This window comes from Neisseria chenwenguii, from assembly GCF_002216145.1.
Lineage (GTDB): Bacteria > Pseudomonadota > Gammaproteobacteria > Burkholderiales > Neisseriaceae > Neisseria > Neisseria chenwenguii.
In genome coordinates this window covers 295,128-318,351 of the sequence record NZ_CP022278.1, presented here as the reverse complement: position 1 = coordinate 318,351, position 23,224 = coordinate 295,128, and the positions used below count along the sequence as shown (strand labels likewise).

22 protein-coding genes, 5 tRNA genes and 2 pseudogenes are annotated in these 23,224 nt (G+C 56.4%); 20 read left to right on the top strand and 9 right to left on the bottom strand.

Features of this window, described 5'->3' with window-relative positions:
• The first annotated feature begins 47 nt into the window (after window positions 1-47).
• From brnQ to BG910_RS01535, 11 genes and pseudogenes are all read left to right on the top strand, one after another.
• Entirely contained in the window at window positions 48-1,376 is a 1,329-nt protein-coding gene (gene brnQ, locus BG910_RS01575) for a branched-chain amino acid transport system II carrier protein (protein WP_089035326.1), read from the top strand.
• A 201-nt stretch (window positions 1,377-1,577) separates the two neighbouring features.
• A complete protein-coding gene (locus BG910_RS01570) occupies window positions 1,578-1,844 on the top strand; it encodes a GNAT family N-acetyltransferase (protein ID WP_089035325.1) in 267 nt (88 codons plus the stop codon).
• Window positions 1,845-2,155: 311 nt separating this feature from the next.
• On the top strand, window positions 2,156-3,418 hold the full coding sequence (rho, locus tag BG910_RS01565) for a transcription termination factor Rho (RefSeq protein WP_089035324.1): 1,263 nt from the start codon (window positions 2,156-2,158) through the stop codon (window positions 3,416-3,418).
• Window positions 3,419-3,512: 94 nt separating this feature from the next.
• Entirely contained in the window at window positions 3,513-4,862 is a 1,350-nt protein-coding gene (locus BG910_RS01560) for a deoxyguanosinetriphosphate triphosphohydrolase (RefSeq protein ID WP_089037080.1), read from the top strand.
• A gap of 215 nt (window positions 4,863-5,077) precedes the next feature.
• Window positions 5,078-5,154, top strand: a tRNA-Arg gene (locus tag BG910_RS01555).
• 12 nt (window positions 5,155-5,166) lie between these two features.
• Window positions 5,167-5,241: transfer RNA gene (locus BG910_RS01550), tRNA-Glu, on the top strand.
• 212 nt (window positions 5,242-5,453) lie between these two features.
• Window positions 5,454-5,783 carry a hypothetical protein gene (locus tag BG910_RS12065; RefSeq protein ID WP_157694003.1) on the top strand — a complete coding sequence of 110 codons (330 nt, stop codon included), beginning with the start codon at window positions 5,454-5,456 and terminating at the stop codon, window positions 5,781-5,783.
• Window positions 5,756-5,926, top strand: coding sequence for a POTRA domain-containing protein (locus BG910_RS13120; protein ID WP_157694002.1), 171 nt, complete (start codon window positions 5,756-5,758; stop codon window positions 5,924-5,926). The genes BG910_RS12065 and BG910_RS13120 overlap by 28 nt, the downstream gene beginning before the upstream one ends.
• Window positions 5,910-6,014: pseudogene (locus tag BG910_RS13115) on the top strand (POTRA domain-containing protein); the annotation flags it as partial. The gene BG910_RS13120 and the pseudogene BG910_RS13115, both read left to right, overlap by 17 nt.
• A 6-nt stretch (window positions 6,015-6,020) precedes the next feature.
• The gene (locus BG910_RS01545) at window positions 6,021-7,166 is read left to right on the top strand and encodes a ShlB/FhaC/HecB family hemolysin secretion/activation protein (RefSeq protein ID WP_158608829.1); all 1,146 of its coding nucleotides are present in this window, start codon (window positions 6,021-6,023) and stop codon (window positions 7,164-7,166) included.
• Between the two features lie 89 nt (window positions 7,167-7,255).
• The gene (locus tag BG910_RS01535; protein WP_198344838.1) at window positions 7,256-8,059 is read left to right on the top strand and encodes a two-partner secretion domain-containing protein; all 804 of its coding nucleotides are present in this window, start codon (window positions 7,256-7,258) and stop codon (window positions 8,057-8,059) included.
• A gap of 215 nt (window positions 8,060-8,274) precedes the next feature.
• On the opposite strand, the gene BG910_RS01530 is transcribed toward BG910_RS01535, so the two are convergent.
• Entirely contained in the window at window positions 8,275-8,526 is a 252-nt protein-coding gene (locus BG910_RS01530) for a hypothetical protein (RefSeq protein WP_089035323.1), read from the bottom strand.
• 196 nt (window positions 8,527-8,722) lie between these two features.
• Between BG910_RS01530 and BG910_RS01525 the strand changes: the two genes are divergently transcribed.
• The 6 genes and pseudogenes from BG910_RS01525 to serS all read left to right on the top strand — a co-directional run bounded on the left by BG910_RS01525 (window position 8,723) and on the right by serS (window position 13,229).
• A complete protein-coding gene (locus BG910_RS01525) occupies window positions 8,723-9,337 on the top strand; it encodes a hypothetical protein (protein WP_089035322.1) in 615 nt (204 codons plus the stop codon).
• A complete protein-coding gene (locus tag BG910_RS01520) occupies window positions 9,334-10,020 on the top strand; it encodes a hypothetical protein (RefSeq protein ID WP_089035321.1) in 687 nt (228 codons plus the stop codon). The genes BG910_RS01525 and BG910_RS01520 overlap by 4 nt, the downstream gene beginning before the upstream one ends.
• On the top strand, window positions 9,980-10,237 hold the full coding sequence (locus BG910_RS01515) for a hypothetical protein (protein WP_157693999.1): 258 nt from the start codon (window positions 9,980-9,982) through the stop codon (window positions 10,235-10,237). Before BG910_RS01520 ends, BG910_RS01515 begins: the two co-directional genes overlap by 41 nt.
• Window positions 10,238-10,878: 641 nt before the next feature.
• Window positions 10,879-11,258 (top strand): annotated as a pseudogene (locus BG910_RS13110) (hypothetical protein); the annotation flags it as partial.
• Between the two features lie 226 nt (window positions 11,259-11,484).
• Window positions 11,485-11,748 (top strand): hypothetical protein, encoded by a 264-nt coding sequence (locus tag BG910_RS01500; RefSeq protein ID WP_089035317.1) that lies wholly within the window; start codon window positions 11,485-11,487, stop codon window positions 11,746-11,748.
• A 185-nt stretch (window positions 11,749-11,933) separates the two neighbouring features.
• Window positions 11,934-13,229 (top strand): serine--tRNA ligase, encoded by a 1,296-nt coding sequence (gene serS, locus BG910_RS01495; protein ID WP_089035316.1) that lies wholly within the window; start codon window positions 11,934-11,936, stop codon window positions 13,227-13,229.
• A 173-nt stretch (window positions 13,230-13,402) separates the two neighbouring features.
• Here serS and radA read toward each other — a convergent pair whose 3' ends face one another.
• The 3 genes from radA to BG910_RS01480 all read right to left on the bottom strand — a co-directional run bounded on the left by radA (window position 13,403) and on the right by BG910_RS01480 (window position 18,320).
• The gene (gene radA, locus BG910_RS01490) at window positions 13,403-14,779 is read right to left on the bottom strand and encodes a DNA repair protein RadA (RefSeq protein ID WP_089035315.1); all 1,377 of its coding nucleotides are present in this window, start codon (window positions 14,777-14,779) and stop codon (window positions 13,403-13,405) included.
• A gap of 86 nt (window positions 14,780-14,865) precedes the next feature.
• Window positions 14,866-16,353, bottom strand: a complete 1,488-nt coding sequence (locus tag BG910_RS01485) for a S41 family peptidase (protein WP_089035314.1) — start codon at window positions 16,351-16,353, stop codon at window positions 14,866-14,868.
• A 209-nt stretch (window positions 16,354-16,562) separates the two neighbouring features.
• A complete protein-coding gene (locus BG910_RS01480; RefSeq protein ID WP_089035313.1) occupies window positions 16,563-18,320 on the bottom strand; it encodes a peptidoglycan DD-metalloendopeptidase family protein in 1,758 nt (585 codons plus the stop codon).
• A 212-nt stretch (window positions 18,321-18,532) separates the two neighbouring features.
• Here BG910_RS01480 and BG910_RS01475 point away from each other — a divergent pair, with 212 nt between their 5' ends.
• From BG910_RS01475 to ruvX, 3 genes are read left to right on the top strand one after another with little or no spacing between them, the layout of a single operon-like run.
• Window positions 18,533-19,087, top strand: coding sequence for a CreA family protein (locus tag BG910_RS01475; RefSeq protein ID WP_089035312.1), 555 nt, complete (start codon window positions 18,533-18,535; stop codon window positions 19,085-19,087).
• A 9-nt stretch (window positions 19,088-19,096) separates the two neighbouring features.
• Window positions 19,097-19,645 (top strand): YqgE/AlgH family protein, encoded by a 549-nt coding sequence (locus BG910_RS01470; protein WP_089035311.1) that lies wholly within the window; start codon window positions 19,097-19,099, stop codon window positions 19,643-19,645.
• Window positions 19,638-20,099: a Holliday junction resolvase RuvX gene (gene ruvX, locus BG910_RS01465; RefSeq protein ID WP_089035310.1), complete on the top strand. Its 462-nt coding sequence runs from the start codon at window positions 19,638-19,640 to the stop codon at window positions 20,097-20,099. The genes BG910_RS01470 and ruvX overlap by 8 nt, the downstream gene beginning before the upstream one ends.
• Before the next feature lie 326 nt (window positions 20,100-20,425).
• Here ruvX and BG910_RS01460 read toward each other — a convergent pair.
• From BG910_RS01460 to dapC, 5 genes are all read right to left on the bottom strand, one after another.
• Window positions 20,426-20,516, bottom strand: a tRNA-Ser gene (locus BG910_RS01460).
• 7 nt (window positions 20,517-20,523) lie between these two features.
• Window positions 20,524-20,613 (bottom strand) — tRNA-Ser (locus BG910_RS01455).
• Window positions 20,614-20,635: 22 nt separating this feature from the next.
• Window positions 20,636-20,726 (bottom strand) — tRNA-Ser (locus BG910_RS01450).
• 84 nt (window positions 20,727-20,810) lie between these two features.
• A complete protein-coding gene (gene yaaA / locus BG910_RS01445; RefSeq protein WP_089035309.1) occupies window positions 20,811-21,581 on the bottom strand; it encodes a peroxide stress protein YaaA in 771 nt (256 codons plus the stop codon).
• 378 nt (window positions 21,582-21,959) lie between these two features.
• Complete coding sequence (gene dapC / locus BG910_RS01440; RefSeq protein ID WP_089035308.1) at window positions 21,960-23,147, bottom strand: succinyldiaminopimelate transaminase; 1,188 nt, start codon at window positions 23,145-23,147, stop codon at window positions 21,960-21,962.
• Window positions 23,148-23,224 lie beyond the last annotated feature (77 nt).

The following is a 23,224-nucleotide window of genomic DNA, read 5'->3' as shown; positions in this document are numbered from 1 at the left end:
CTGTTTTGCAGCAGGGATTTTCAATTAGAAAAACAGGTGTTTAGCACATGAATTCTTCAACTGGAAACCAAAAAGCATCGCTTTGGGCTGTCGGCCTGATGTTGTTCGCTTTGTTTTTCGGCGCGGGCAATCTGATTTTCCCCGCATTTTTAGGCCAGCAGGCCGGTGAAAACTGGTTTTCCGCCATGCTCGGCTTTTTGCTGACGGGCGCGGGGCTGCCGCTTTTGGGCGTGATTGCCATCGGCTATTCAAGTTCGCGCGACGTGCAGGCGCTGGCCTCAAGGGTCACGCCGTGGTACGGCATTGCGTTTGCATCTGCGCTTTATCTCGCCATCGGCCCTCTGTTTGCCACGCCGCGCACGGCGACGGTGTCGTTTGAAATCGGTGTCGCGCCGTTTATCGGTGAAAGCGATAAAACCATCGGTTTGGCGCTGTTCAGCGTGTTTTTCTTTGCCGTTGCCTTTTGGCTGTCGCTCTCGCCGGGTAAACTGGTTGATCGAATCGGTAAAATCCTGACCCCCGTTTTGCTGCTGACTATTACTGTATTGGTCGGCTATGCCGCATTCAATCCGATGGGCGCGCTGATGCCCGAGCAGGGCGATTTTGCCGTCAGCCCGCTCGCCAAAGGCATTTTGGAAGGTTACGGCACGATGGATGCGTTGGCATCATTGGTGTTCGCCATCATCGTGATTGACGCTGTGCGCGCAATGGGCGTGGACAATCGCGACGAACTTTTGCGCACGACCACCATCGCCGGTGTGGTGGCCGCAAGCTGTCTGGCGGTCGTTTACCTGCTTATCGGCTACATGGGCGCGACCAGCGTGGCCGGCTTGGGGTTGCAGGAAAACGGCGCAAACGTGCTTTCCAAAACGGCGCAACACTATTTCGGCACCGGCGGCAATATCCTCCTGAGCGTCATCGTTTTCCTCGCCTGCCTGAGCACTGCCGTCGGCCTGATTACCTCATGTTCGGAATATTTCAACCGCCTCTGCCCGGGCATTTCCTACAAAGCCTTCGTCGTCATTTTCACCCTCGTTTCCATGGGCTTGGCCAACAAAGGTCTGGCCGGCATTATCAGCTTCTCGATCCCCGTCTTGATGCTGCTGTATCCGCTGACTATTGTGTTGATTCTGCTCGCGTTTCTCGACAAATTTTTCAGCGGCAGCCGCATCGTTTACGTCTGCACCATGTTTTTCACGCTGATTGTCGGCGTTTTGGATGCTTATAAAGCTGCGTTTGGCTTTGGCGAAGAAACCGCCGCCGCCATCAACAAAACCCTGCCCTGGTACGACATCGGCTTGGGCTGGATTGTGCCCGCGCTGGTCGGTTTCGTGCTCGGCTGCATTCTGAACGCCGCCCTGAAAAAACGGGGCTGATGTGCCGTAAACCGAAAAGGCCGTCTGAATTTTCAGACGGCCTTTATAGTGAACCAAAATAAAAAATCTACTTCGTTGGCTGCGCCTTGCCGCCTCGTATCTTTCTTACTTTTATTTCACTATACTTTTTTCCGGCATTGGTTTTCCTGCCAAACCGCTTTATACTCAAACCGTTGCCAATCAAAACCTGAGGAGACCGTTATGCCGACCGTCAAACATTACCCTGAAGCGCACTGTTTCGTCCTTTCGCACGAAAACGAAATCGCCGGTGAACTCGACTACCGGCTGGCCGACGGGATGTTCAACATCGTCCATACCCGCGTCGATCCGAAATTTCGGGGGCAGGGCTTGGCGAAACATCTGCTCGATGCCGCTGTTGCCGAAGCGGGAAAACTCGGCCTGCCGCTGGAAGCGGAATGCGGCTATGCCGAAGAAGTCTTGACGCGCGAAGGTTTGTTGGCGCGTTGAATATGCCAAACAGCTGGGCCGTCTGAAAATTTTGCGTTTTTTCAGACGGCCTGCTTCATATCGGGATAAAAATGAACAATCTGATTCGGATTAAAAAAGCGTCTTAACCCAACAAGGCAGACAGGCCGTCTGAAAAGCCTGCCGCGCCATATAAAAGTTGACACTTCCGCCCCGAAAGCCTAGAATTCCGCCATTCTCAAAACGCCGCGCTCTGCGGCAGTCTTGAAAACATCTTTTCAGACGGCCTCTCCGTCGTTCTAAAAAATCTTAAAAAATTCCTTTTACTTTCCAATCGGTTCCATCCAAAAATCATGCACGTTTCCGAACTTCAGACCCTCCACATTTCCAAACTTTTGGAAATGGCCGAAGAACACGGCATTGAAAATGCCAACCGCTTACGCAAGCAAGACCTCGTATTTGCCATCGTCCGCCAGCTGATGAAGCAGGGCGAAGGATTTACTTGCTCGGGCACACTGGAAATCCTGCCCGACGGCTTCGGTTTTCTGCGCAGCGCCGACACGTCTTATCTGGCGGGGCCGGACGATATTTATGTTTCGCCCAACCAAATCCGCCGTTTTAACCTGCACACCGGCGATACGATTGAGGGGACGGTGCGCGTGCCGAAAGACAACGAGCGCTATTTTGCGCTGGTACGGCTGGATTCGATTAACGGTGACGATCCGGAAGTGTGTAAGCATAAGATTTTGTTTGAAAACCTGACGCCGCTGTTCCCGACCAAACAGTTCAAACTCGAGCGCGAGATTAAGTCGGAAGAAAACATTACCGCCCGCGCGATTGATTTGGTCTCGCCCATCGGCCGCGGCCAGCGTGCGCTGTTGGTGGCGCCGCCGAAATCAGGTAAAACCATGATGCTGCAAAACATCGCCCATGCGGTTACGGCGAATTATCCCGATGCCGAGCTGATTGTTCTGCTGATTGACGAGCGCCCCGAGGAAGTGACCGAAATGAGCCGTTCCGTGCGCGGCGAAGTGGTTTCTTCGACTTTCGACGAGCCGGCCACGCGCCACGTGCAGGTGGCGGAAATGGTGATTGAAAAAGCCAAGCGCATGGTGGAACACAAAAAAGACGTAGTCATCCTGCTCGATTCGATTACCCGCCTTGCCCGCGCCTACAATACCGTCGTGCCGACTTCGGGCAAAATCCTGACCGGCGGTGTGGACGCGAATGCGCTGCACCGCCCGAAACGCTTTTTCGGCGCGGCGCGCAATGTGGAAGAGGGCGGTTCGCTGACCATCATCGCCACCGCGCTGGTGGAAACCGGCAGCCGCATGGACGATGTGATTTACGAGGAATTCAAAGGCACGGGCAATATGGAATTGCACCTCGACCGCCGCATGGCCGAAAAACGCCTGTTCCCTGCCATCAACATCAACAAATCGGGCACGCGCCGCGAAGAGCTGCTGGTGCCGAACGACCGGCTCCAGCGGATGTGGCTGTTGCGTAAATTCCTGCACCCGATGGACGAAATCGAGGCAACGGAATTTTTGGTCGATAAGCTCAAAGCCTCGAAAAACAACGATGAATTTTTCGAGCTGATGCGCGGCAGCAAATAAAACATGAGGCCGTCTGAAAATCATTCAGACGGCCTTTCGAATATCGGTTTCCGTTTCAAAATTCCTAAATCCAAAGAGCCTGCCCATGAATGCGATGAACTGGCAAAACCTTCTTTCCACCACCCGATTCCGTACTAAAGAAGGCGAAATTGTCCCCACCGTTACCCCATCGACCCAAGAGGGCGCGGATGCGCTGCGCACGGATTTCCATATCGACTACGACCGCGTGGTGTTTTCCGGCTCGTTCAGACGGCTCGGGCGCAAAACCCAAGTGCATCCGCTGGCGCAGCACGACCTGACCCACAACCGCCTGACCCACAGCGTCGAAGTCGCCAGCGTCGGCCGCAGTTTGGGCAACCGCGGCGGCGTGATGCTTCAGGCGGGCGGTTTTCTGCCGCAGGGCAACACGCCGGGCGACATCGGCGCCGTGGTTCAAGTGGCCTGTCTGGCGCATGATTTGGGCAATCCGCCGTTCGGCCATACCGGCGAAGACGCGCTGCGCGACTGGTTCCGCAATCCGCAAAACGCCGCGTATCTGCAAGGTTTGAGCGAGGCCGAGCGCAACGATGTGCAGACTTACGAGGGCAACGCCCACAGCCTGCGGATTCTGGCCAGTTTGGAAATGTACCCCAACCGCGGCGGCATGCGCCTGACCGCAGCCACCGTCGGTGCGCTGCTGAAATATCCGTGGACAACGCTGCATCCGCAATACGGCATGAAAAAGTTCAATATCTACCAAACCGAGCTGCCGTTTATCCGCCGCGTAGCCGACGAGCTCGGGCTGCTGCCGCTCGGTGCGGACCATTGGGCGCGCCATCCGCTGTCTTACCTGATGGAAGCCGCCGACGATATCTGCTATGCCTTGCTGGATTTGGAAGACGCGGTCGAACTCGACCTATTGACCGATACCGAAGTCGAAAGCATCCTTTCCGAGCTGACCTACAGCGAAAGCGCGTGGCACGCCCAATCCAGCCGCCAACGCTGCGCCATGCTGCGCGGCATCGCCATCGGGCGGGCGATTGAAGATGTCGCGCAAACCTTTATCATGCACCAGTCCGATCTGTTGCGCGGTGCGTTCAAAGGCAAAGACCTGCTCGCCCTGTGCAGCCCCGAAGTGCAGAATACGCTGGAAAAAGCCAAAGAGTTGGCGCGCACCCGCATTTTCCGCCACCACACCAAGCTGATTACCGAAATCGCCACTTTCCCCTGCCTCGGCACGCTGCTTGATATTCTCGTTCCCGCCGCCCATGCGCTGTTGGCCAACGGCCGAACCGACACCCGCCAGTCGCTCGCTTTGGAACTTCTGAAAAACGAAAACCCCGTCAGCGCCGACGACAGCCTGTATCAGGCCTACATGAAAATCCTCGACTTCGTCGGCGGCATGACCGACAACGCCGCCGCCAAAATGGCGCAGGATTTGTCGGGATTGGGCATGCTGCGTTGAATTCGGCGTTTTGCATCGGGTAAACAAACAGGCCGTCTGAAAGCCGTCTCACCGTTTCGGTAAACGATTTTCAGACGGCCTGAAATTTAACTTTTGTCTTTCAAACAGTTGGATTTTTTATACACAAAAACAGCCTGAAAAAGCTGGACAGTTTCAGCCGTTTTCTATATATTCCGTTTTCTTGATTCACAACGCGCAAGCGAAGTGATGAGGATGCACCCGTAGCTCAGTTGGATAGAGTATCTGGCTACGAACCAGAGGGTCGGGCGTTCGAATCGCTCCGGGTGCGCCAAACACAATATCCGCGCCCATCGTCTAGCGGTTAGGACATCGCCCTTTCACGGCGGTAACCGGGGTTCGATTCCCCGTGGGCGTGCCAGATTTAGAGAGCCACTTCCATCGTCGGAAGTGGCTTTTATTCTTTGAATCAGTCTTCTGTTTTATGGCATCAGGGCCGTCTGAATATTCAGACGGCCTTGTTTTTTACGATAAATGCCGTTTGTCATATAAAGCGGCCGTTTGGAAAAGATTGGAAATATCGTTATGAAATTAAATTAAAACGACATATGTAAATACTGCCGTGAATCCGTTATGAAACTGCTTTATCCGATTATTTTTTCCGTGTCGTCCGCCGCGTTGTCTTTTCCCGCTTATGCCGAAGCCGGAATCCTGCAACAGGAATCCCAGAGGCAGGAGGCTTTGCGGCAGCGGTTCCAGCCTGATGTTTCCGTCTGTTTGGAGCAAACCGAACCTGCCGCTGCCACATCCGGACCACAGCCGGATGTTCCTTGTTTTCCGATTCGTGAAGTGCGGCTGGAGGGCAAGGCTTCACACCGCTTTCAGTTCGCGCTGAAAAAGGCGCTGCGGCAGACGGAGTTTGCGGCGGGAAATGTTTGGGTGCGGCAGGCATCAACCGCCTGACGGTATCGGCACAGAACGCCGTTATCGGGCGCGGCTATTTCACGACGCGGATTGTAACGGGGCGGCAGAACCTGAACAGCGGCGTTTTAGTGCTGACGGTATTGCCCGGCCGCATCGGCAGGCTTTATCGACCGCAATCATGACGAAACAACCCATGCGGAACGGATTGCCGCGTTTCAAAACGAATTCCCGCTTGCCGAAGGGCAGATTCTGAATCTGCACGATTTGGAACACGGTTTGGAAAACCTGAAACGCCTGCCGACGGCAGATGCCTGTATCCGCATCGAACCCTCGGGGACGGACAGGCCGTCTGAAAGCGATGTCGCCGTCGAATGGCGGCAGCAGCTTCTGCCTTTCCGGGTTTCTCTGAATCTTGATGACTCGGGCAGCAAAGCAACGGGCAAATATCAGGGCGCGCTGGCGCTGGCGGCGGACAATCTTTTGGGCCTCAGCGATATGTTTTACGTTTCCTACGGGCGCGGATTGGGGCATGAAGCCAAGCCCGACGAAACGCTGGAAGGGCGTCCGGACAGCGGCAGCAACAGTTATTCGTTCCATTACTCCGTACCCGCCGGCAATGGCTCTGGACGGCGGAACACAGCTACTACCGCTACCGTCAGGCTGTTGCAGAATTACAGTTACAGCGGGAAAAGCCGCAGCAGCAGTTTCGGTACGGACTATACGTTTTACCGCGACGCCCGGCGCAGGAGCAGTGCAGGCTTCAAACTTTGGCAGCGCGAAACGCAAACCTACATCGACGACGCGGAAATCGACGTCCAACACCGCAGAACGGCAGGTTGGTCGGCGCATTTCGACCACCGAGAATACATAGGCCGCAGCACGCTGACGTTGGGTTTGGACTACAAACGCGGGACCGGCCGCAACCACAGTCTGAGTGCGCCTGAAGAAGCATTCGGCGGCGGCACGTCGCGAATGCAGACTCTGACCGCCGACATCGGCGCCGGTATTTCTTTCTGCATCGGCGGGCAGACTTTTGCCTATGACACGGCTTTCCGGCGCCAATGGAATTTCACCCCGCTGACGCTTCAGGAGCAAATGTCGCTGGGGCGGCGTTACAGCATCCGCGGATTCGACGGCGAACAGACCCTGCTCGGCGAAAGGGGTTGGCAATGGTGCAACACGCTGGGCTGGCAGTATCTGCCGTCGCATCAGGTTTATCTTGCCGCCGATTCAGGCGGTGTCGGCGGTGGAAGAAATACAGGCGCAAGCAGCCTGTCGGGCGGTGCCGTCGGGTTGAAAGGCCGTCTGAAAGCGGGCGGTGTTTTGTCGTATGACGTTTTCGCGGGCAGGCCGTTCAGAAAGCCCGATTATCTCCAAACCGCCTCACCTGTTTACGGCTTCAACCTGAATTACAGCTTTTAATCCCACCGGACATTTTCCAACCATTGCCGTGCCGTCCGAATACGCCCGCTGCCGCAGGCAGGTTTTCAGACGGCACCGAAAGCCGCATCATGAACCGCAACCTCTACAAAATCATTTTCAATCCGCACCGAAACAGCCTGATGGCCGTACCCGAAACCGCATCTGCCGCAGGCCGCAGCGCAGGCAGGCGCACAAGCCGCCGCAGCCCGCGTATGCCGAACCTGCGCCTTTGCACCGCCGCTTTCTTTACCTCCGCCGCGCTGGGTTCGGCAGGCTTTGCAGCAGCTGCCGACATCTGTACCGACCGCAGCGCGGCGGCACATGAGCAGGCAACCGTGTTGCTGAGCGCCAACGGCCTGCCGCAGGCCAACATCCAAACGCCGAACGGCGCGGGCGTTTCGCTCAACCGCTTCAGCCGTTTCGACGTGGACGGCAGAGGCGCGCTGTTCAACAACAGCCGTACCGACGTGCAGACACAGCTCGGCGGCTGGATACAGGGCAATCCGTGGCTGGCGCGCGGCGAAGCCCGCGTCATCGTCAACCAGATTGAAAGCGCTAATCCCAGTCTGCTGAACGGCTATATCGAAGTGGGCGGACGGCGTGCCGAAGCCGTCATGGCCAATCCGGCGGGCATCAGCGTCAGCGGCGGTTTTATCAATGCCGCAGGCGTTACCCTGGCAGGCGGGAGGCCGGTTTGGAAAGACGGTGCCATCGACGGTTTCGCACACAGCGGCGGCATCCGTATCGGCGGGGCGGGTTTGGACACCGCCGATGCCGACTGCACCCGGATTTTGGCACGCGGCGTACAGACCGATGCGGGCATTTGGGCAAAAAACCTGACCGTCGCCGTAGGCAGCCGCACTGATGCGGCAGGCGGCAGAGTAGGGGGATAGCACCGTCCCGTCGGGCTATACCGCCATCGATACCGGTCGGCTGGGCGGAATGTATGCAGACAAAATTACGCTTCTCAGCCATGAAAAAGGTGCCGTTATCCGTAATGCAGGGCAACTGTTTGCCCGGGCGGGAAACGTGTCGGTTAAGCGCCGACGGCTTGATCGATAACAGCGGCAGCATCGCTGCGTCCGACGGCGGTTTTGCAGAAACCGTTTCAGACGGCCTGAACAACAGCGGTTTTATTGCCGCAGGCGCAACTTTGTAGGCCGATGCCCGACAGACCGCCAACAGCGGTGAAATCCGCGCCGGCAGGCTGGCATTTTCCATAGGCCGTCTGAACAACAGCGGTCACATCGTGCAAAGCGGTTTGCAGGGCCTGACCGTCAGCAGTTTCGCTTGCCAACAGCGGCAGCATAGGTTCTGCCGGCGCAGGGCAGGGTGCATCGGGCGCGGTATCCGCAGGCACCCGGACCCCGTCGGCACCATCCTCCGCATCAGGCGGCGAGCAGACTTCGACAGCCGCCGTTCCAAACGTTTCCGCCTTTGCCGACGGCTATCTGCGCATTTCAGACGGCCTGACCAACAGCGGCGGCATTACCGCCAACCGTATCGGTATCGGCAGCGAACGTATCGACAACAGCGGCACACACAGTCTCGACACCTTGAGCGCCGGCGGTGCGCACTTTGCCAACAGCAGCACGGTTTACGTCCGCCAAGCCGACATCGCGGCGCAGACCTTTGCCAACCGAAACGGCCGCTTTTCCGCCGCAGAGCGAGCAGTCTTCCGCAACCGCCTGACCGACAACTGCGGCGGCACGCTGGAATTGGACAGCAGCCTTGAGATCGCCTCGGCGCAGTTCGATAACCGCAGCGGGCAGACCGCTGCACGGCAGGCCGTCATCACTGCCGAAACGGCAAACGCAGGAGGAACGTTGGATGCAGACCGTCTGAATCTGACGGGGCGTTCGCTGGACAACAGCGGCGGCATGATCCGTACCGACGAAGCCGCCGTATTGAGCCTTTCAGACGGCCTAGACAACCGCAGCGGCCTCATCAGTGCCAAACAGGATGTCAGCATCCAAACCGGAACCCTGCAAAACGGCGGCGGCAGCCTGACAGCGGGGCGCGATCTGAACCTGGAGAGCGCCGGCCTGCGTACCGACGGCACGTTGGCTGCCGGCCGGGACATGGCTGTTTCCCTAAAAGAAGATTTTACCAACACGCAAACCCTTGAAGCCGGGCGGAACCTGACCCTGCACATACACAGGGCCGTTTGAACAACGCCGGCAGCCGCCTGACGGGCAGTACGGCGGCAACCGTCGAAGCCGCCGCCGTCGGTAACGGGCAGCATACAGGCGGGAGAAAGCGTCCGTCTGAACGCGAAAGCCAAGCCATTTTAAGCAACCTCGGCCTGATCAACAGCGGCGGGCTGACCCGCGTCGAAGCGGCGGAAATCGAAAATGCGGGCTCAGGCAGAATTTACGGCAACCATATTGCCCTTGCCGCAGGCCGTCTGAACAACTACGAAGAAAATGCAGACGGAACCACCCGCGCCGCCGTGGTTACCGCGCGGGAGCGGCTGGACATCGGCGCGACGGAAATCCACAACCGCGAAGGCGGTCTGATCGCATCCGAAGGCAGCCTGTATATCGGAGGCCGTTTGAACGGGCAGAACCGTGCCGAGGGAACAGCGCAGCGTCTGACTAACGGCAGCGCGCATCGAAGCAAAAGGGGATGCCGTGATTGCGGCGGCAGATTTGCAGAATCTGAACAACCATTTCAAGGCGGAAGAATATCCGGCAGAGAAGAAGCATGTCGTGTCTTATACGCGTGTCGGCGAAGCAGAGCCGTTTTTTGCTGCCTTTGGGGGATACAATACGGCAAAGGCAGTCTGAAAGCCGTATTGAAAGGAGTAAACGATGTGGGATGGATTGAAAAATTGGTTACGCGAGCAATTTGAGCGGGCAGATTATATTGACCACATGATTGGTCGGTATCCGCCGTTCAAAGTGTGGCTGATGTGGCTCGCTGCGGCGGGTGCATTGTGTGTGCTGCATGAGATTTTCCCCACGCTGGCAAAGGGTATTGCAGCGGTGGTGGGGATAGTGTATTTGGTTTACGCGTTGTTTATTTGGGCGGCGGCAGACCATCGTCCTGATGATTGGGATAGGTTTTAAGGCAGCCTGAAAGTGGGTTTATGTGGATTGGGGGTAAGCACCAGCGAAAATCTTTCAGGCAGCCTGAAATATATATTGAGGGCGAAAGCGGTTGGATGAAGAAGGAAGATCACGACCTTAATCTGTACCGTTACGACGGTACCAACATTCCGTTTCACAAATATGCCGTCGAAAGCCTCCGCAAATCCGATTACATCCAATCGGTTTACAAACAGCGGATTGTCGAAAACAGGCCGTCTGAAATCATCGTCGGCGGCAGTTTGCAGGCCGACGGCGGAAACTGGCTGAACAAAGACAGCTTTATCCTCAGCGGCGGCACAATCGGCGGCACGGCTTTCATTAATAATGAACCGTCGAAACAGACCGTTCGCACCGTTAATGACGGCTTCAGCCGCCGCGGCAGTTACGACAAGCACGGCTCTCGCGGCTCACGGCATATCGAGTTCGACAAAGACGTGATTCCCGTATCCGCCATACCGCCGGCAAGCGCAGATTTCGAAGTCCCCGTCTCCGAAGTCAGACAAAACACCGCCGCACTTTCCTTCGCCGGACAGCCGCAGGCGGCTGCCGTCTCTACTGCTGCCGTCAGTCCCGAAGGCAGTACGAAGGTGCTTATGCGCAGCCTGCCGCAGGCATCGGCCTTGCCGTCGGGCAGCCTGTTTACCGTCGATTCCGCGCGGCCGGACTACCTGGCCGAAACCGATCCCGCCTTTACCGACCGCCGCCAATGGTTGGGCAGCAGCTATATGCTCAAAGCGTTGGGACAGGATACCGCCAACACCCAAAAACGGCTCGGCGACGGCTCTATTACGAACAGCGTCTTGTAACCGAACAGATTGCCCGCCTCACAGGCTACCGCCGTCTCGAAGGCTATGCCGGCGACGAAGCGCAGTTCAAAGCCCTGATGGATGCCGGCATTACCGCCGCCAAACAGCTCGGCCTCATCCCCGGCATTGCCCTGACCGCCGAGCAGACCGCACGGCTGGCTTCCGACATCGTCTGGCTCGAACCGCAGATGGTCGAAGCGGGTAAAATCGACTTTGTCGGCGCCACCCTGCGCAACCGCGCCGCAGGCGGGCAGACCATTATCCGTTCGGAAGGTGACATCAGCCTTGGTACTGTCGAAACCGCCAAACGCGAAAGCCACGGCAGCGAATCCGACAAAAACCACCGCATCGTACGGCAGCAAGCGTAGGTACGGTTGGTTAGCTTTGCTCAAAGCAAAGCGTAACCGTACGCAAGTCTCAATGCCGTCTGAAAGCCCACAACTTGGTACCACCGCCAACCGCATCGACACCGACATCAAAGGCAGACTCCGTATCGAAAGTGCCCAAGACCACATCGAACAGGAAAACAGCCAAAGCAATGCCGGCGTAAGGGCGCAGATTTCCTTCGGCACTGCTTGGGAAGCAAAGTCTAACCGTACACAAGCCCCAATGCTGTCTGAAAGCCCCAACTTTTCAGCAAGCGTAGGGTGGGTGCTTGCACCCACGCGGTGCGATGGTTCGTAACAATAAATATGGCAGCAAGCTTAAGCCGTGTGAGCTGCGTCAAGCGGCATCCCGAAAATGGGGTATCTCGAAATCATAATACGACAAACTCACACCAGATTTTTCAGACGGCCTTCCGCATGAATCCGCCTTAAATTTGGTTTACAATAGCAGCCATCTGAAATTTTCCCGATTGAGAGACTGAAATGTTAGACATCCAACTGCTCCGCAGCAACACCGCCGCTGTGGCCGAACGTTTGGCGCAGCGCGGTTATGCGTTTGATACCGCGCGTTTTGAAAGCATCGAAGCGCGCCGCAAGGCTTTGCAGGTGGCGACGGAAGAGCTTCAGGCCGCGCGCAATACCGAGTCTAAAAAAATCGGTATGCTCAAAGGGCAGGGCAAACACGAAGAGGCTGAAGCGGCGATGGCGGCGGTGGCCAAAATCAAAACCGGTTTGGACGCCAACGCCGCCGAGTTGGAAAGCGTACAAAAAGAATTGGATGCCTGGCTGCTGACCATCCCCAATCTGCCGCACGAGAGCGTACCGCAGGGCGCGGACGAGACGGAAAACGTGGAAGTGCGCAAAGTCGGCACGCCGCGCACGTTTGATTTTGAAATCAAAGACCACGTCGATTTGGGCGAACCGCTGGGTTTGGATTTTGAAGGCGGCGCCAAACTTTCCGGCGCACGCTTTACCGTAATGAGAGGCCAAATCGCCCGCCTGCACCGCGCGCTGGCGCAGTTTATGCTCGACACCCATACCCTGCAACACGGCTATACCGAGCATTACACGCCCTATATCGTTGACGACACCACGCTGCAGGGCACCGGCCAGCTGCCGAAGTTTGCCGAAGATTTATTCCACGTTACCCGCGGCGGCGACGAAAGCAAGAAAACCCAATACTTGATTCCGACCGCCGAAGTGACGCTGACCAACACCGTGGCCGGCAGCATCCTCGCCGAAGCCGATCTGCCGCTGAAACTGACCGCACACTCACCCTGTTTCCGTTCGGAAGCCGGCGCCTACGGCAAAGACGTGCGCGGCCTGATCCGCCAGCACCAGTTTGACAAAGTGGAAATGGTGCAGATTACCCGCCCCGAAAAATCCTACGAAGCGCTGGAAGAAATGGTCGGCCACGCCGAGCGCATCTTGCAATTATTGGAACTGCCCTACCGCGTGATTACCCTCTGCACAGGTGATATGGGCTTCGGCGCTGCCAAAACTTACGATTTGGAAGTGTGGGTGCCCGCGCAGAACACCTACCGCGAAATCTCAAGCTGTTCCAACTGCGAAGATTTCCAAGCCCGCCGCATGAAAGCGCGTTTCAAAGACGAAAACGGCAAAAACCGCCTCGTCCACACCCTCAACGGTTCCGGCCTGGCCGTCGGCCGCACGCTGGTGGCGGTATTGGAAAACCATCAAAACGCCGACGGCAGCATCAATATCCCCGCCGCGTTGCAGCCGTATATGGGCGGCGTAGTCAAGCTGGAAGTGAAATAAGCCGCAGCAGTATTTAAACGAAAGCCGTCTGAAAAATCGTTTTTCAGACGGCCTTTACGTATTTTCATGTCGGTCAAACCAATGTTTTGAATGTGGGGCTGAGCGAGTCCGGCATCAACTGAAGTTTCAGACGGCCTTTGGCGTTTTAGTGAAAATACAGGCCGTCTGAAAACTCATTCGCTGTTGCGGCAGATGTCTACCGCTTCCTGTAAGCTGGAAACGCCGAAAATTTTCAGGTTAGGGAACTCATTGGCGTTGCGCGGCATATTGGCTTTCGGCACGATGGCGCGTTTGAAGCCGAGTTTTTCCGCTTCTTTCAGGCGTTCCTGTCCGCGGGCGACGGGGCGGACTTCGCCGCTGAGGCCGATTTCGCCGAAGGCGACCATTTTTTCAGGCAGCGGGCGGTTACGGAAGCTGGAGAGCATGGCGAGGATGACGGCAAGGTCGGCGGCAGGTTCCATGATTTTTACGCCGCCGACGGCGTTGAGGAACACGTCTTGGTCGAAACAGGCGATGCCGGCGTGGCGGTTTAACACGGCCAAGAGCATGGCGAGGCGGTTTTGCTCGAGGCCGACAGTGAGGCGTTTGGGCGTGAAGCCGTGTGCGTCGTCAACGAGGGCTTGGATTTCGACCAAAAGCGGGCGGCTGCCTTCCTGGGTGACGAGGACGCACGAGCCGGGGACGTCGCCGCGATAACTGGCAAGGAAAATCGCCGAGGGGTTGGAAACACCTTTCAGGCCGTGTTCGGTCATGGCGAACACGCCCAGCTCATTGGCCGCACCGAAACGGTTTTTGATGGCGCGGATCATGCGGTAGTTGGAATGCTGGTCGCCCTCGAAATACAAAACCGTGTCCACCATATGCTCGAGCACGCGCGGGCCGGCGATGGCGCCGTCTTTGGTGACATGGCCGACCAGAATCATGGTGATGCCCATCTGTTTGGCCATGCGCGTGAGTTGCGCGGCACATTCGCGTACCTGCGACACCGAACCGGGCGCGCTGGTGATTTGGTCGGAATACATGGTCTGAATCGAATCGATGACGACTACAGCCGGTTCGTGCTGCTTCAAGGCCGTCTGAACGGCTTCCATGCGGATTTCTGCCAAAAGGTTCACTCCGTCGGCGGGCAGTTCCAAACGCTGTGCGCGCAGGGCGACCTGTTGTGCCGATTCCTCGCCGGAAACGTACAAAACCTTGCGGCTTTGCGCCATTTTGGCGACGGTTTGCAGCAGCAGCGTGGATTTGCCGATGCCGGGATCGCCGCCGAGCAGAATCACCGCACCCGCCACCAGCCCGCCGCCCAGCACGCGGTCGAGTTCGCCCACGCCGGTCGGTTCGCGCGGCACTTCCACGGCGGTCACTTCGGATAATGCCTGCACTTTGGAAATATCCGCCGCCCAAGACTGGAAACGGGCGTTTTTCGGCTCGGGCGCGGTGAGGTTTTCCTGAAGCGTGTTCCATTCGCCGCAATGCGGGCATTTGCCCTGCCATTTGGGCGAAGTGCCGCCGCATTCGCTGCATTGGTAAACGGTTTTCGGGGCTTTGGCCATGATGTTTTCCCTTGTGAAAGGCCGTCTGAAAAAACGGATGCGGTTTCCGGTATTTTTCAGACGGCCTGAAGTTTAAAAAAAACGCTTTATTTTTCGTCTTTCTTATCTTTGCCTTTTTTCGGCGCGGGTTTTTTTGCGGCCAAACCTAAAGATTTCTGCCATTCGGCGGGGTTTTTCACCAGTTCCAACGCTTTGCGCAGTTGGTCGTCTTTTGCCGGATTCGGGATACGGCGGGAGGAAATGTCTTCTTTTTCCTTCGCTTTGTCTTTGTCCGACTTGGCTTTCGTATCTTTAGCGTCTTTTTCTGCTTCGTCTTTCGGAATCGGTTCGTATTGGCTGCTGTTCACATCTTCGCCGCCCAGCGGGTTGCCGATGTGGCCGACGAGATCGGCTTCGCGACTTTCATAGGCGCGGTCTTTGTCTTTCACTTCCACATCGGGAGCGATGCCCTGCGCCTGAATCGATCGGTCTTTCGGCGTGTAGTAGAGCGAGGTGGTCAGCTTGACCGCGCTGCCGTTGGACAGCGGAATCACGGTTTGCACCGAGCCTTTGCCGAAACTTTGTGTACCGACAATCACGGCGCGTTTGTGGTCTTGCAGGGCGCCGGCGACGATTTCGGAGGCGGAGGCCGAGCCGGAATTGATCAATACGGTCAGCGGGATGGTTTTCAGTTCGGGCGGCAGGCCGCTCAGGGGCGTGCTGCCGCGCGAGAGGATGTAGTCTTCGGGCATGGCTTTGAGCGTCATGCCGACTTTGCCGTCGCGGCCTTTGGTGCTGACAACGGTCGCACCCTCGGGCAGGAAGGCGGCGGAAACGCCGACCGCGCCGTTCAGAAGGCCGCCCGGGTCGTCGCGCAGGTCGAGGATGATGCCTTTAAGCGGTGCTTTGTTTTGTTTGACCAAGGCTTTGGCGGCGTCGTTGACGGCGCCGACGGTGCGCTCTTGGAACTGGGTGACGCGGATGTAGCCGTAGCCCGGCTCGAGCAGATGGTGGCGCACGCTTTTGACTTTGATAATCGCGCGGGTGATGTTGACGACGATGGGTTTGTCGGCATTTTTACGCGAGAGGGTGAGGGTGATTTTGGTGCCCGGTTTGCCGCGCATTTTTTTCACCGCTTCGCTGACAGTCATGCCGCGGGTGGAGGCGTTGTCGATTTTGACGATGAAATCGCCGCTTTTCACGCCGGCGCGTTCGGCGGGCGTGTCTTCAATCGGGGCGACGACTTTGACGAAGCCGTCTTCCTGACCGACTTCCATGCCCAAGCCTCCAAACTCGCCGCTGGTGTTTTCTTTCAGGTCGGCATAGCCTTTTTTGTCCATGTATTCCGAATGCGGGTCGAGGTCGGCAACCATGCCTTTCATGGCGCCTTCAAACAGCTCGGCATCGGTTTTGTCTTGGTAGTAGTTGGCTTTGATCTGGCCGTACACTTCGGCCATGGTACGGATGGATTGGACGGGCAGGGCTTCGGTTTTTTCCTTTTCGGCGGCAAAGCTCTGAACGCTCAGGCTGACGGCAACGCCGCTGAACGCGCCTAATGTGTAGAGTGCAACTTTTTTCAAAGTGGATTTTGACATGCTGGATTCGGCTTTCTCTTAATCTGTTTGGCTTAACCGCCCGGTATGGTGTGGGCGGAAACCGTAATCTGTGAAACTTTATGTGATTTGGGGCGTGGAAACAACCGTATTAGGGTAAAAAAATGCTAGGGCGTGTTTCTATGACGGTTTCAGACGGCCTGAATGTGGTTTTTTCGGTTCAGGGCCGTCTGAAAAATAAATACAGCAGATTAATTAATCCACGACTGTGGGTTCATATTCTGGCCGTTGTAACGGATTTCCAGATACAGCCCCTGTTCGCCGCTGGGAAGGGTGCCGCTGGTGCCGATGTTGTGGCCGGCGGCGATGTTGTAGCCTTCGGCGACGGCGGTTTGGCTCAAGCCTGAGTAAACACTGACGTAGTGGTCGCCGTGATCGACAACCACAACCTTGCCGTAGCCTTCCAGTTCGCCCGCATACATCACCATACCTGCGGCAATGGCGGTTACGGGCGCGGGCGGTGTGGCGTAAAACACGCCTTTCCAAACTTCGCCCTCGCCCCTGTCTTGACCGAACATTCCGGCAACGGCGCCGCCGGCAACGGGTTTTTTCAGACGGCCCTGCATACGGCTGAAGCTGTTGGGACTGCTGATGGGCACAAAAGCGGGCGCTTTGAGGGTCATGTCTTCGCTGGTCAGCGTGGACATCGCGGCGCGGTCTTGTTCGGCTTTTTTCGCAGCGGCTTTACGCGCTTTTTCGGCGGCAGCCAAACGCGCTTCGGCGGCTTTTTTACGCGCTTCGGCTTCGCGTTTGCGCTGCTCGGCCTTGCGCTTGTTGAGTTCTTCCAGAAGTTTGTTGAGGCGCTGCTCGTTTTCTTTGCGTTTCGCCATTTTCTGCGTATCGGCGGCCATTTTGGCATTTTGGCGGCGGCTTTCGGCCTGCTCGGCGATGTTGCCCGCGCCCTGTTTACGCAGCGAAGCCTGCGCGCCGGCCTGAAGTTTTTTCAGACGGCCCAACTCGGCGCCGATACGGCTTTCCTGCGCCGCCAGCGCTTTTTGCTGTTTGTCGAGGTCTTTGACAACCGCTTGGTTGGCGTTATGGATGTAACGGGTATAGCGCAGGAAACGGGCTTTCTGGCCGGGTTCGGCGTTTTTCAGAAAGAGCGTGACGGCCTGCGGCTGGCTGCTTTTGTAGCTGCCGGCAACGAAACGCGCAATCTGCGCGCGGGTGTTGGCGACTTCGGCTTGCAGACGGCTCAGGTCGGTGGCGGCCTGTTGCAGTTTGTCCCACGCATCACGTTGGCGGCGGTTGATTTGCGCGAGGTTGGAACGGCTTTGGCTCAGATTGCCGCTGACGCGCACGAGCAGGTTTCCGGCGCGGCGGTTGAGTGCTTTTTTCGCTTCCAAATCGTTGGCGGCGGCGGTAACGGCATCGCGGAAACCGGCTTCGCTTTTGGCGGGCGCGCGTTCGGCTTGGCGTTTGTCTTGGCGTTCTGCCGCCTTGCGCGCGTCGTTTTGCGCATCGGCTTTTTTATCGGGAACGCGGCGTTCGTCGGCGTTTTTTACATTGCCTTTTTTACCGGTTTTGTCGGCGCGTTTCCAGTTTTGGGTGTCTGCTTTTTTATCGTTGTTTTTGTCGTTTTTTTCAGACGGCCTGTTGTTTTTCGGCTCGGCTTGACGGCTTTTTTTAGCCGTTCTTGCTTCGTCGTTTTTCTCGGCTTGACGCGCTCTTCTGTCTTTGGCCGGCTCTGCGGTTTTCTTGGCTTTTGGGCCGTCTGAAACTTCTTTCACCGCTTTTTCCGCGCGCTTGGCTTGCGCCGGTTTGCGCTCGGCTTCCGGCCGGGCGGCAGCTTTTTTGTTCGGCTTTTTGTTTGATTTTTCAGCGGCTTGGGCACGTTCTTTTTTGGTTTTCACAGCCGCCGCTTTTTCTTTTTTCGGCGCGTCTTTCGCGGCAAAAGCGGGAGCGGTGAAACAGAGCATGAGGGCGAGCAGGAGCGGTTTGTAGTACATGACGGATTCTGACGGGAAAAGTTGGAATTTAAAGATAGCGTAAAGATAGCGTGAAGTGTGCGGATTGATTGTTCAAACAGCCTTGAGCGCGTAAAGGCAAGCGCGATTATACTGCCTGAGAAGCCGTCTGAAAACGTCTGCCAAGCCTTGCAATCGGGCGCGGCGCTCTTATATAGTAGCGGAGAGACTTAATTTCTGGCTGGCAAAAAATGATGGAAAAAATTCTGACAACTGCGCTCTGCGCCGTTTTACTTGCGGCTTGCGGCGGTAACGACACCGATAAAATCGGCAATGCCAGCACGGTGTTCCATATGCTCGGCAAAAACGACCGCATTGAGGTGGAAGGTTTTGACGACCCCGACGTTCAGGGCGTGGCCTGTTATATTTCCTACGCCAAAAAAGGCGGCTTGAAGGAAACGGTCAATTTGGAAGAGGACGCCAGCGATGCGTCGGTGTCGTGCGTTCAGACGGCCGAAGTCATCCGCTACAAAGAGGCGGCGGTCATAAAGCCGAGACAGGTATTCAAACGCGGCGCGAGTGTGGCGTTTAAAAGCCAGCAGATTATCCGCTACTACGATGCCAAACGTAAGGCGTTTGCCTATATGGTGTACAGCGATAAAATCATTCAGGGTTCGCCGAAAAATTCTTTGAGCGCATTGTCGTGCTTCGGCGGAAAAACAGCTGACGGCAGGGAAATTGCAGGTTTGCCGAACCGCCGGATTTTCGGTGCATGTGTGGTGGAAACGGCGGCAGTTCCTGCCAAATAAAGGACAGATATGGATTTAGTGAATCATTTTCTTGTGGCTATGCCTGATATGGACGACCCGTTTTTCGAGGGAAGCGTGATTTATCTTTGCGAACACGACGACGAAGGCGCATTGGGCATCGTCATCAACAAACCCTCGCCGATTACGATGGATATGATTTTCGCCGCGACCGACCACAACATCCCGCAGCGGATGCAGCATGACTGCGTGATGATGGGCGGGCCGGTTCAGGTTGACCGCGGTTATGTCGTGCATACGCCGCCGGGAAATTGGCAGAACACGCTGGCCGTAACCGACCGCGTCGGCTTGACTTCCTCGCGCGACATCATCGAAAACATTTCCGAGCCGGGGGCGGTAGACAAAGCGCTGGTGAGCATTGGCTATTCGAGCTGGCGCAAAGGCCAGCTCGAGCGCGAACTGGCGGACAACGTCTGGCTGACCGTGCCTGCCGACGAACATATTTTGTTTGATGTGCCGTATGAACTGCGCTACGCCGCCGTGTTCGACAAACTCGGCATTGCCCCGACCGACCTCGCTTCGGGTGTCGGCCATGCTTAAGGGCGGCAAAGGCACAACGCTGGCGTTTGATTTCGGCGAAGCCCGCATCGGTGTGGCGCAAGGCGATGCCGAAGTCGGCTTAACCCACCCGCTGGCAACGGTGACGGGCAACAGCAACGAAGCCAAATTCGAGGCCATCGCCAAATTGGTGGAAGAATGGCAGCCCGTGCAATTCGTCGTCGGCCTGCCGACCCACACCGACGGCACGGAACACGAACTAACCCGCCTCAGCCGCAAATTCGGCCGCCGCCTGCAAGGCCGTTTCAACCTGCCCGTGTATTGGGTGGACGAACGGATGTCGTCGCTCTACGCCGAGAGCCTGCTCGACGAAGCGCAAGTGTTTGGAAGAAAACAAAAATCCGTGCTCGACCAAGTGGCCGCGCAGGCGATTTTGCAGGGCTTTTTCGAGGGCGGCGCGACGGAATATTTCAACGGGCGCGAAGAAGCCGTCTGAAAAAGTCGGGACAACGCCGTAAAAAAACGGAAGGCCGAGTCTTTTGCAAAAAAACAGCCGAACCGGGTTATATCCCCGATTCGGCTGTTTTTCCAGATTCCATTCAAAATTTTATGAAACTCCTAAAGAGTACCTATTTCAGGGAATTTTCCCGTCCTATCTGACGGTTATGGGCTTTTTTCTATAATGCCGTCTCTCCGTTTTTTCCAGCCGGCGTTTCGCAGTTGCTTTTGCTGCTGTAATTTTCGGTAGGTACTCATTCAGGGATCCAAAATAACATAAATAAAAATAACGTCATGAGAAATCATGACGTTATTCAAATAATATGGCGGAAGCGGTGAGATTCGAACTCACGGAGGGCTACCAACCCTCGACGGTTTTCAAGACCGTTGCATTAAACCGCTCTGCCACGCTTCCTGAGTTCTGGCGGAAACGGTGGGATTCGAACCCACGGAGGATTTGCACCCTCAGCGGATTTCGAGTCCGCTGCATTCAGCCGCTCTGCCACGTTTCCAAGATAAAAAAAATTCAAGAAATGGCGGAAGCGGTGAGATTCGAACTCACGGAGGGCTATCAACCCTCGACGGTTTTCAAGACCGTTGCATTAAACCGCTCTGCCACGCTTCCGTTTTCTTGAAGCGCGTATCTTAGCGGAGTTGGACGGTTTTGCCAAGCTGCATTTTTGGGAAACTGCCCAGCTTTTTGTTTTTACTAAACTTGTTGTCGGCGCTGGAAAACCCATTCTGTTTCATTGGAAGCGGCGGGGTTGAAGGCGTAGCCTTCGAGATCGAAGGATTTGAGCGCTTCGGGATCGGTAATGCCGTGTTCTGCGGCGTAGCGCACCATCAGGCCGCGGGCGCGTTTGGCGTAGAAACTGATGATTTTAAACTGGCCGTTTTTTTCGTCTTGAAACACGGGAGTGATGATTTTGGCATTGAGCGTTTTGGTATCGACGGCTTTGAAATATTCCTGCGAGGCGAGGTTGATGAGGGTGTCGCCGGCGGGAAGCAGGGCGTTGAGAGCTTCCGAAAGGCGGCTGCCCCAGAATTCGTACAGGTTTTTGCCGCGCGGATTGGCAAACGGCGTACCCATTTCCAAGCGGTAGGGCTGCATCAGGTCGAGAGGGCGCAGGATACCGTAGAGGCCGGAGAGCAGGCGGACGTGTTGTTGTAGATAGTTGATTTTTTCGGGGGCGAGGCCGGCGGCGTTTAAGCCTTCGTAAACATCGCCGTTAAACATAAACACCGCCTGCTTGGCGTTTTCGGAGGTGAACGGCGTGTGCCATGCGGCGTTGCGTTCGGCGTTTAGCAGGGCGATTTTGTCGGAAACGTGCATGAGCGCGGCGATTTCCTGCGGCGCAAGTTTGCGCAGCGCGCCCATCAGGATTTCGGCCTGATCGAGCAGGTAGGGCTGGGTAAACTCTTTAACGGGGGCGGGACCTTTTTCGTTGAGGTTTTTGGCGGGGGATAAGACGAAAAGCATTTCTGGCTCGCTGGCTGGTGTGGAAGACGGTTTATTTTAGGTTTAAAGAAGGCTATCGGCAAGGATTTGGCATTTGGAGATTTTTATGAACGGTTCGGTTTTTGCTTCGCGGAAATTAATGTTTTCAGACGGCCTAGACGGTTTTATCGTTATAGGCCGTCTGAAAAATAGTAGGAACAAATCCTGTGAAAGCAAATGCCGCAGGTGAAATCCATAAGGCCGTCCGAAAAATGTGTATAGTAAATTAAAATAAAAAAGATACAAGGCGACAAGGTGAAGACAGTACGGGTAGTACGACAAGCCGCAGCCAACGAAGTAGATTTTTTATTTTAATTTACTATACACATTTTTCGGACGGCCTTATTAAATGAAAAATAATCAGCGGTACAGCGTCACAATCGTTTCCGCCGCTTTCACGCAGCTTTCCACGTCGGCCACCAGTGCGATGCGCACATAGCCTTCGCCCGGATTGCCCTGCGCGGTTTCGCGGGCGAGGAAACGGCCGGGGAGGACTTGGATGGCGGCTTCCGACCACAACCGTTTGGCAAAGGCCAAATCGTCGCCGTCGGGGACTTTCAGCCAAACGTAAAACGAGGCATCGGGCAGGTCGACGTCGAAAACCTGCTGCAAAATCGGGATGACTTTGTCGAATTTTTCCTGATACAGGCGGCGGTTTTCCTCGACGTGGGTTTCGTCGTTCCACGCCGCGATGCTGGCACGCTGTACAGGAATGCTCATCGCGCTGCCGTGGTAGGTGCGGTAGAGCAGGAAGTTTTTCAGCAAATCCGCGTCGCCCGCGACAAAACCCGAGCGCAGGCCGGGGACGCTGGAGCGTTTGGAAAGGCTGGTAAACATCACCAGATTTTTAAAACCGCGCCCCAGTTCGGCCGCCGCCTGCAAGCCGCCGATGGGCTTGTTGCCGTGAAAATAGATTTCGGAATAGCATTCGTCGGAAGCGATGACGAAACCGTATTTGTCCTGAAAATCAAACAGTTCCTTCCAATCATCCAGTTGCAGCACGCTGCCGCTCGGATTATTGGGCGAGCAGACCAAAACGATTTTCGCACGCTGCCACACCGCTTCGGGAACGCTCGACCAATCAGGGTTAAACGACGGCGCGGGGCAGTTGGCAAAACAGATTTCCCCGCCGCCCAAGAGCGTTGCACCCTCATAAATCTGGTAAAACGGATTCGGGCTGACGACAACGGGCTTGAGGCCGTCTGAAACCGGATCGAGCACGGTTTGGATAAACGAAAACAGCGCTTCGCGGCTGCCCAAAACCGGCAGGATTTCGGTTTGCGGGTTGGCCTTCAGACCGTCGTAGCGGCGGAACAGCCAGTCGGCGCAGGCTTGGCGCAGCTCGGATTCGCCCGCTGTGAGCGGATATTTCGACAATTCCGCCAGCGAAGCGGCGAGCGCGTCGGTAATGACTTTGGGCGTGGCGTGTTTCGGCTCGCCGATGTGCAGCGGTACGGGCGCGATGCCTGAGGGCGCTTCCAAACCCTGCAAGGCTTCGCGCAGGCGGGCAAACGGGTAGGGTTTGAGTAGGTCGAGTAATGAATTCATGGCGGTTTGCGGCGTTGGGAAAGAGGTAGGAATGTTAACATTTTTCCGCGCCGGCTGCTTACTGGGATTGCAGGCCG

Excerpts from the sequence above, each read along its gene's own strand:
- radA (WP_089035315.1), bottom strand. The coding sequence starts at position 14,779 with ATGGCCAAAGCCCCGAAAACCGTTTACCAATGCAGCGAATGCGGCGGC.
- BG910_RS01470 (WP_089035311.1), top strand. The coding sequence starts at position 19,097 with ATGGATTTAGTGAATCATTTTCTTGTGGCTATGCCTGATATGGACGAC.
- BG910_RS01570 (WP_089035325.1), top strand. The coding sequence starts at position 1,578 with ATGCCGACCGTCAAACATTACCCTGAAGCGCACTGTTTCGTCCTTTCG.
- BG910_RS01475 (WP_089035312.1), top strand. The coding sequence starts at position 18,533 with ATGGAAAAAATTCTGACAACTGCGCTCTGCGCCGTTTTACTTGCGGCT.
- BG910_RS01560 (WP_089037080.1), top strand. The coding sequence starts at position 3,513 with ATGAACTGGCAAAACCTTCTTTCCACCACCCGATTCCGTACTAAAGAA.
- yaaA (WP_089035309.1), bottom strand. The coding sequence starts at position 21,581 with ATGCTTTTCGTCTTATCCCCCGCCAAAAACCTCAACGAAAAAGGTCCC.
- BG910_RS12065 (WP_157694003.1), top strand. The coding sequence starts at position 5,454 with ATGAAACTGCTTTATCCGATTATTTTTTCCGTGTCGTCCGCCGCGTTG.
- brnQ (WP_089035326.1), top strand. The coding sequence starts at position 48 with ATGAATTCTTCAACTGGAAACCAAAAAGCATCGCTTTGGGCTGTCGGC.
- BG910_RS01535 (WP_198344838.1), top strand. The coding sequence starts at position 7,256 with ATGAACCGCAACCTCTACAAAATCATTTTCAATCCGCACCGAAACAGC.
- BG910_RS01515 (WP_157693999.1), top strand. The coding sequence starts at position 9,980 with ATGTGGGATGGATTGAAAAATTGGTTACGCGAGCAATTTGAGCGGGCA.
- dapC (WP_089035308.1), bottom strand. The coding sequence starts at position 23,147 with ATGAATTCATTACTCGACCTACTCAAACCCTACCCGTTTGCCCGCCTG.
- BG910_RS01485 (WP_089035314.1), bottom strand. The coding sequence starts at position 16,353 with ATGTCAAAATCCACTTTGAAAAAAGTTGCACTCTACACATTAGGCGCG.
- serS (WP_089035316.1), top strand. The coding sequence starts at position 11,934 with ATGTTAGACATCCAACTGCTCCGCAGCAACACCGCCGCTGTGGCCGAA.
- ruvX (WP_089035310.1), top strand. The coding sequence starts at position 19,638 with ATGCTTAAGGGCGGCAAAGGCACAACGCTGGCGTTTGATTTCGGCGAA.
- BG910_RS01480 (WP_089035313.1), bottom strand. The coding sequence starts at position 18,320 with ATGTACTACAAACCGCTCCTGCTCGCCCTCATGCTCTGTTTCACCGCT.
- rho (WP_089035324.1), top strand. The coding sequence starts at position 2,156 with ATGCACGTTTCCGAACTTCAGACCCTCCACATTTCCAAACTTTTGGAA.
- BG910_RS01500 (WP_089035317.1), top strand. The coding sequence starts at position 11,485 with ATGCCGTCTGAAAGCCCACAACTTGGTACCACCGCCAACCGCATCGAC.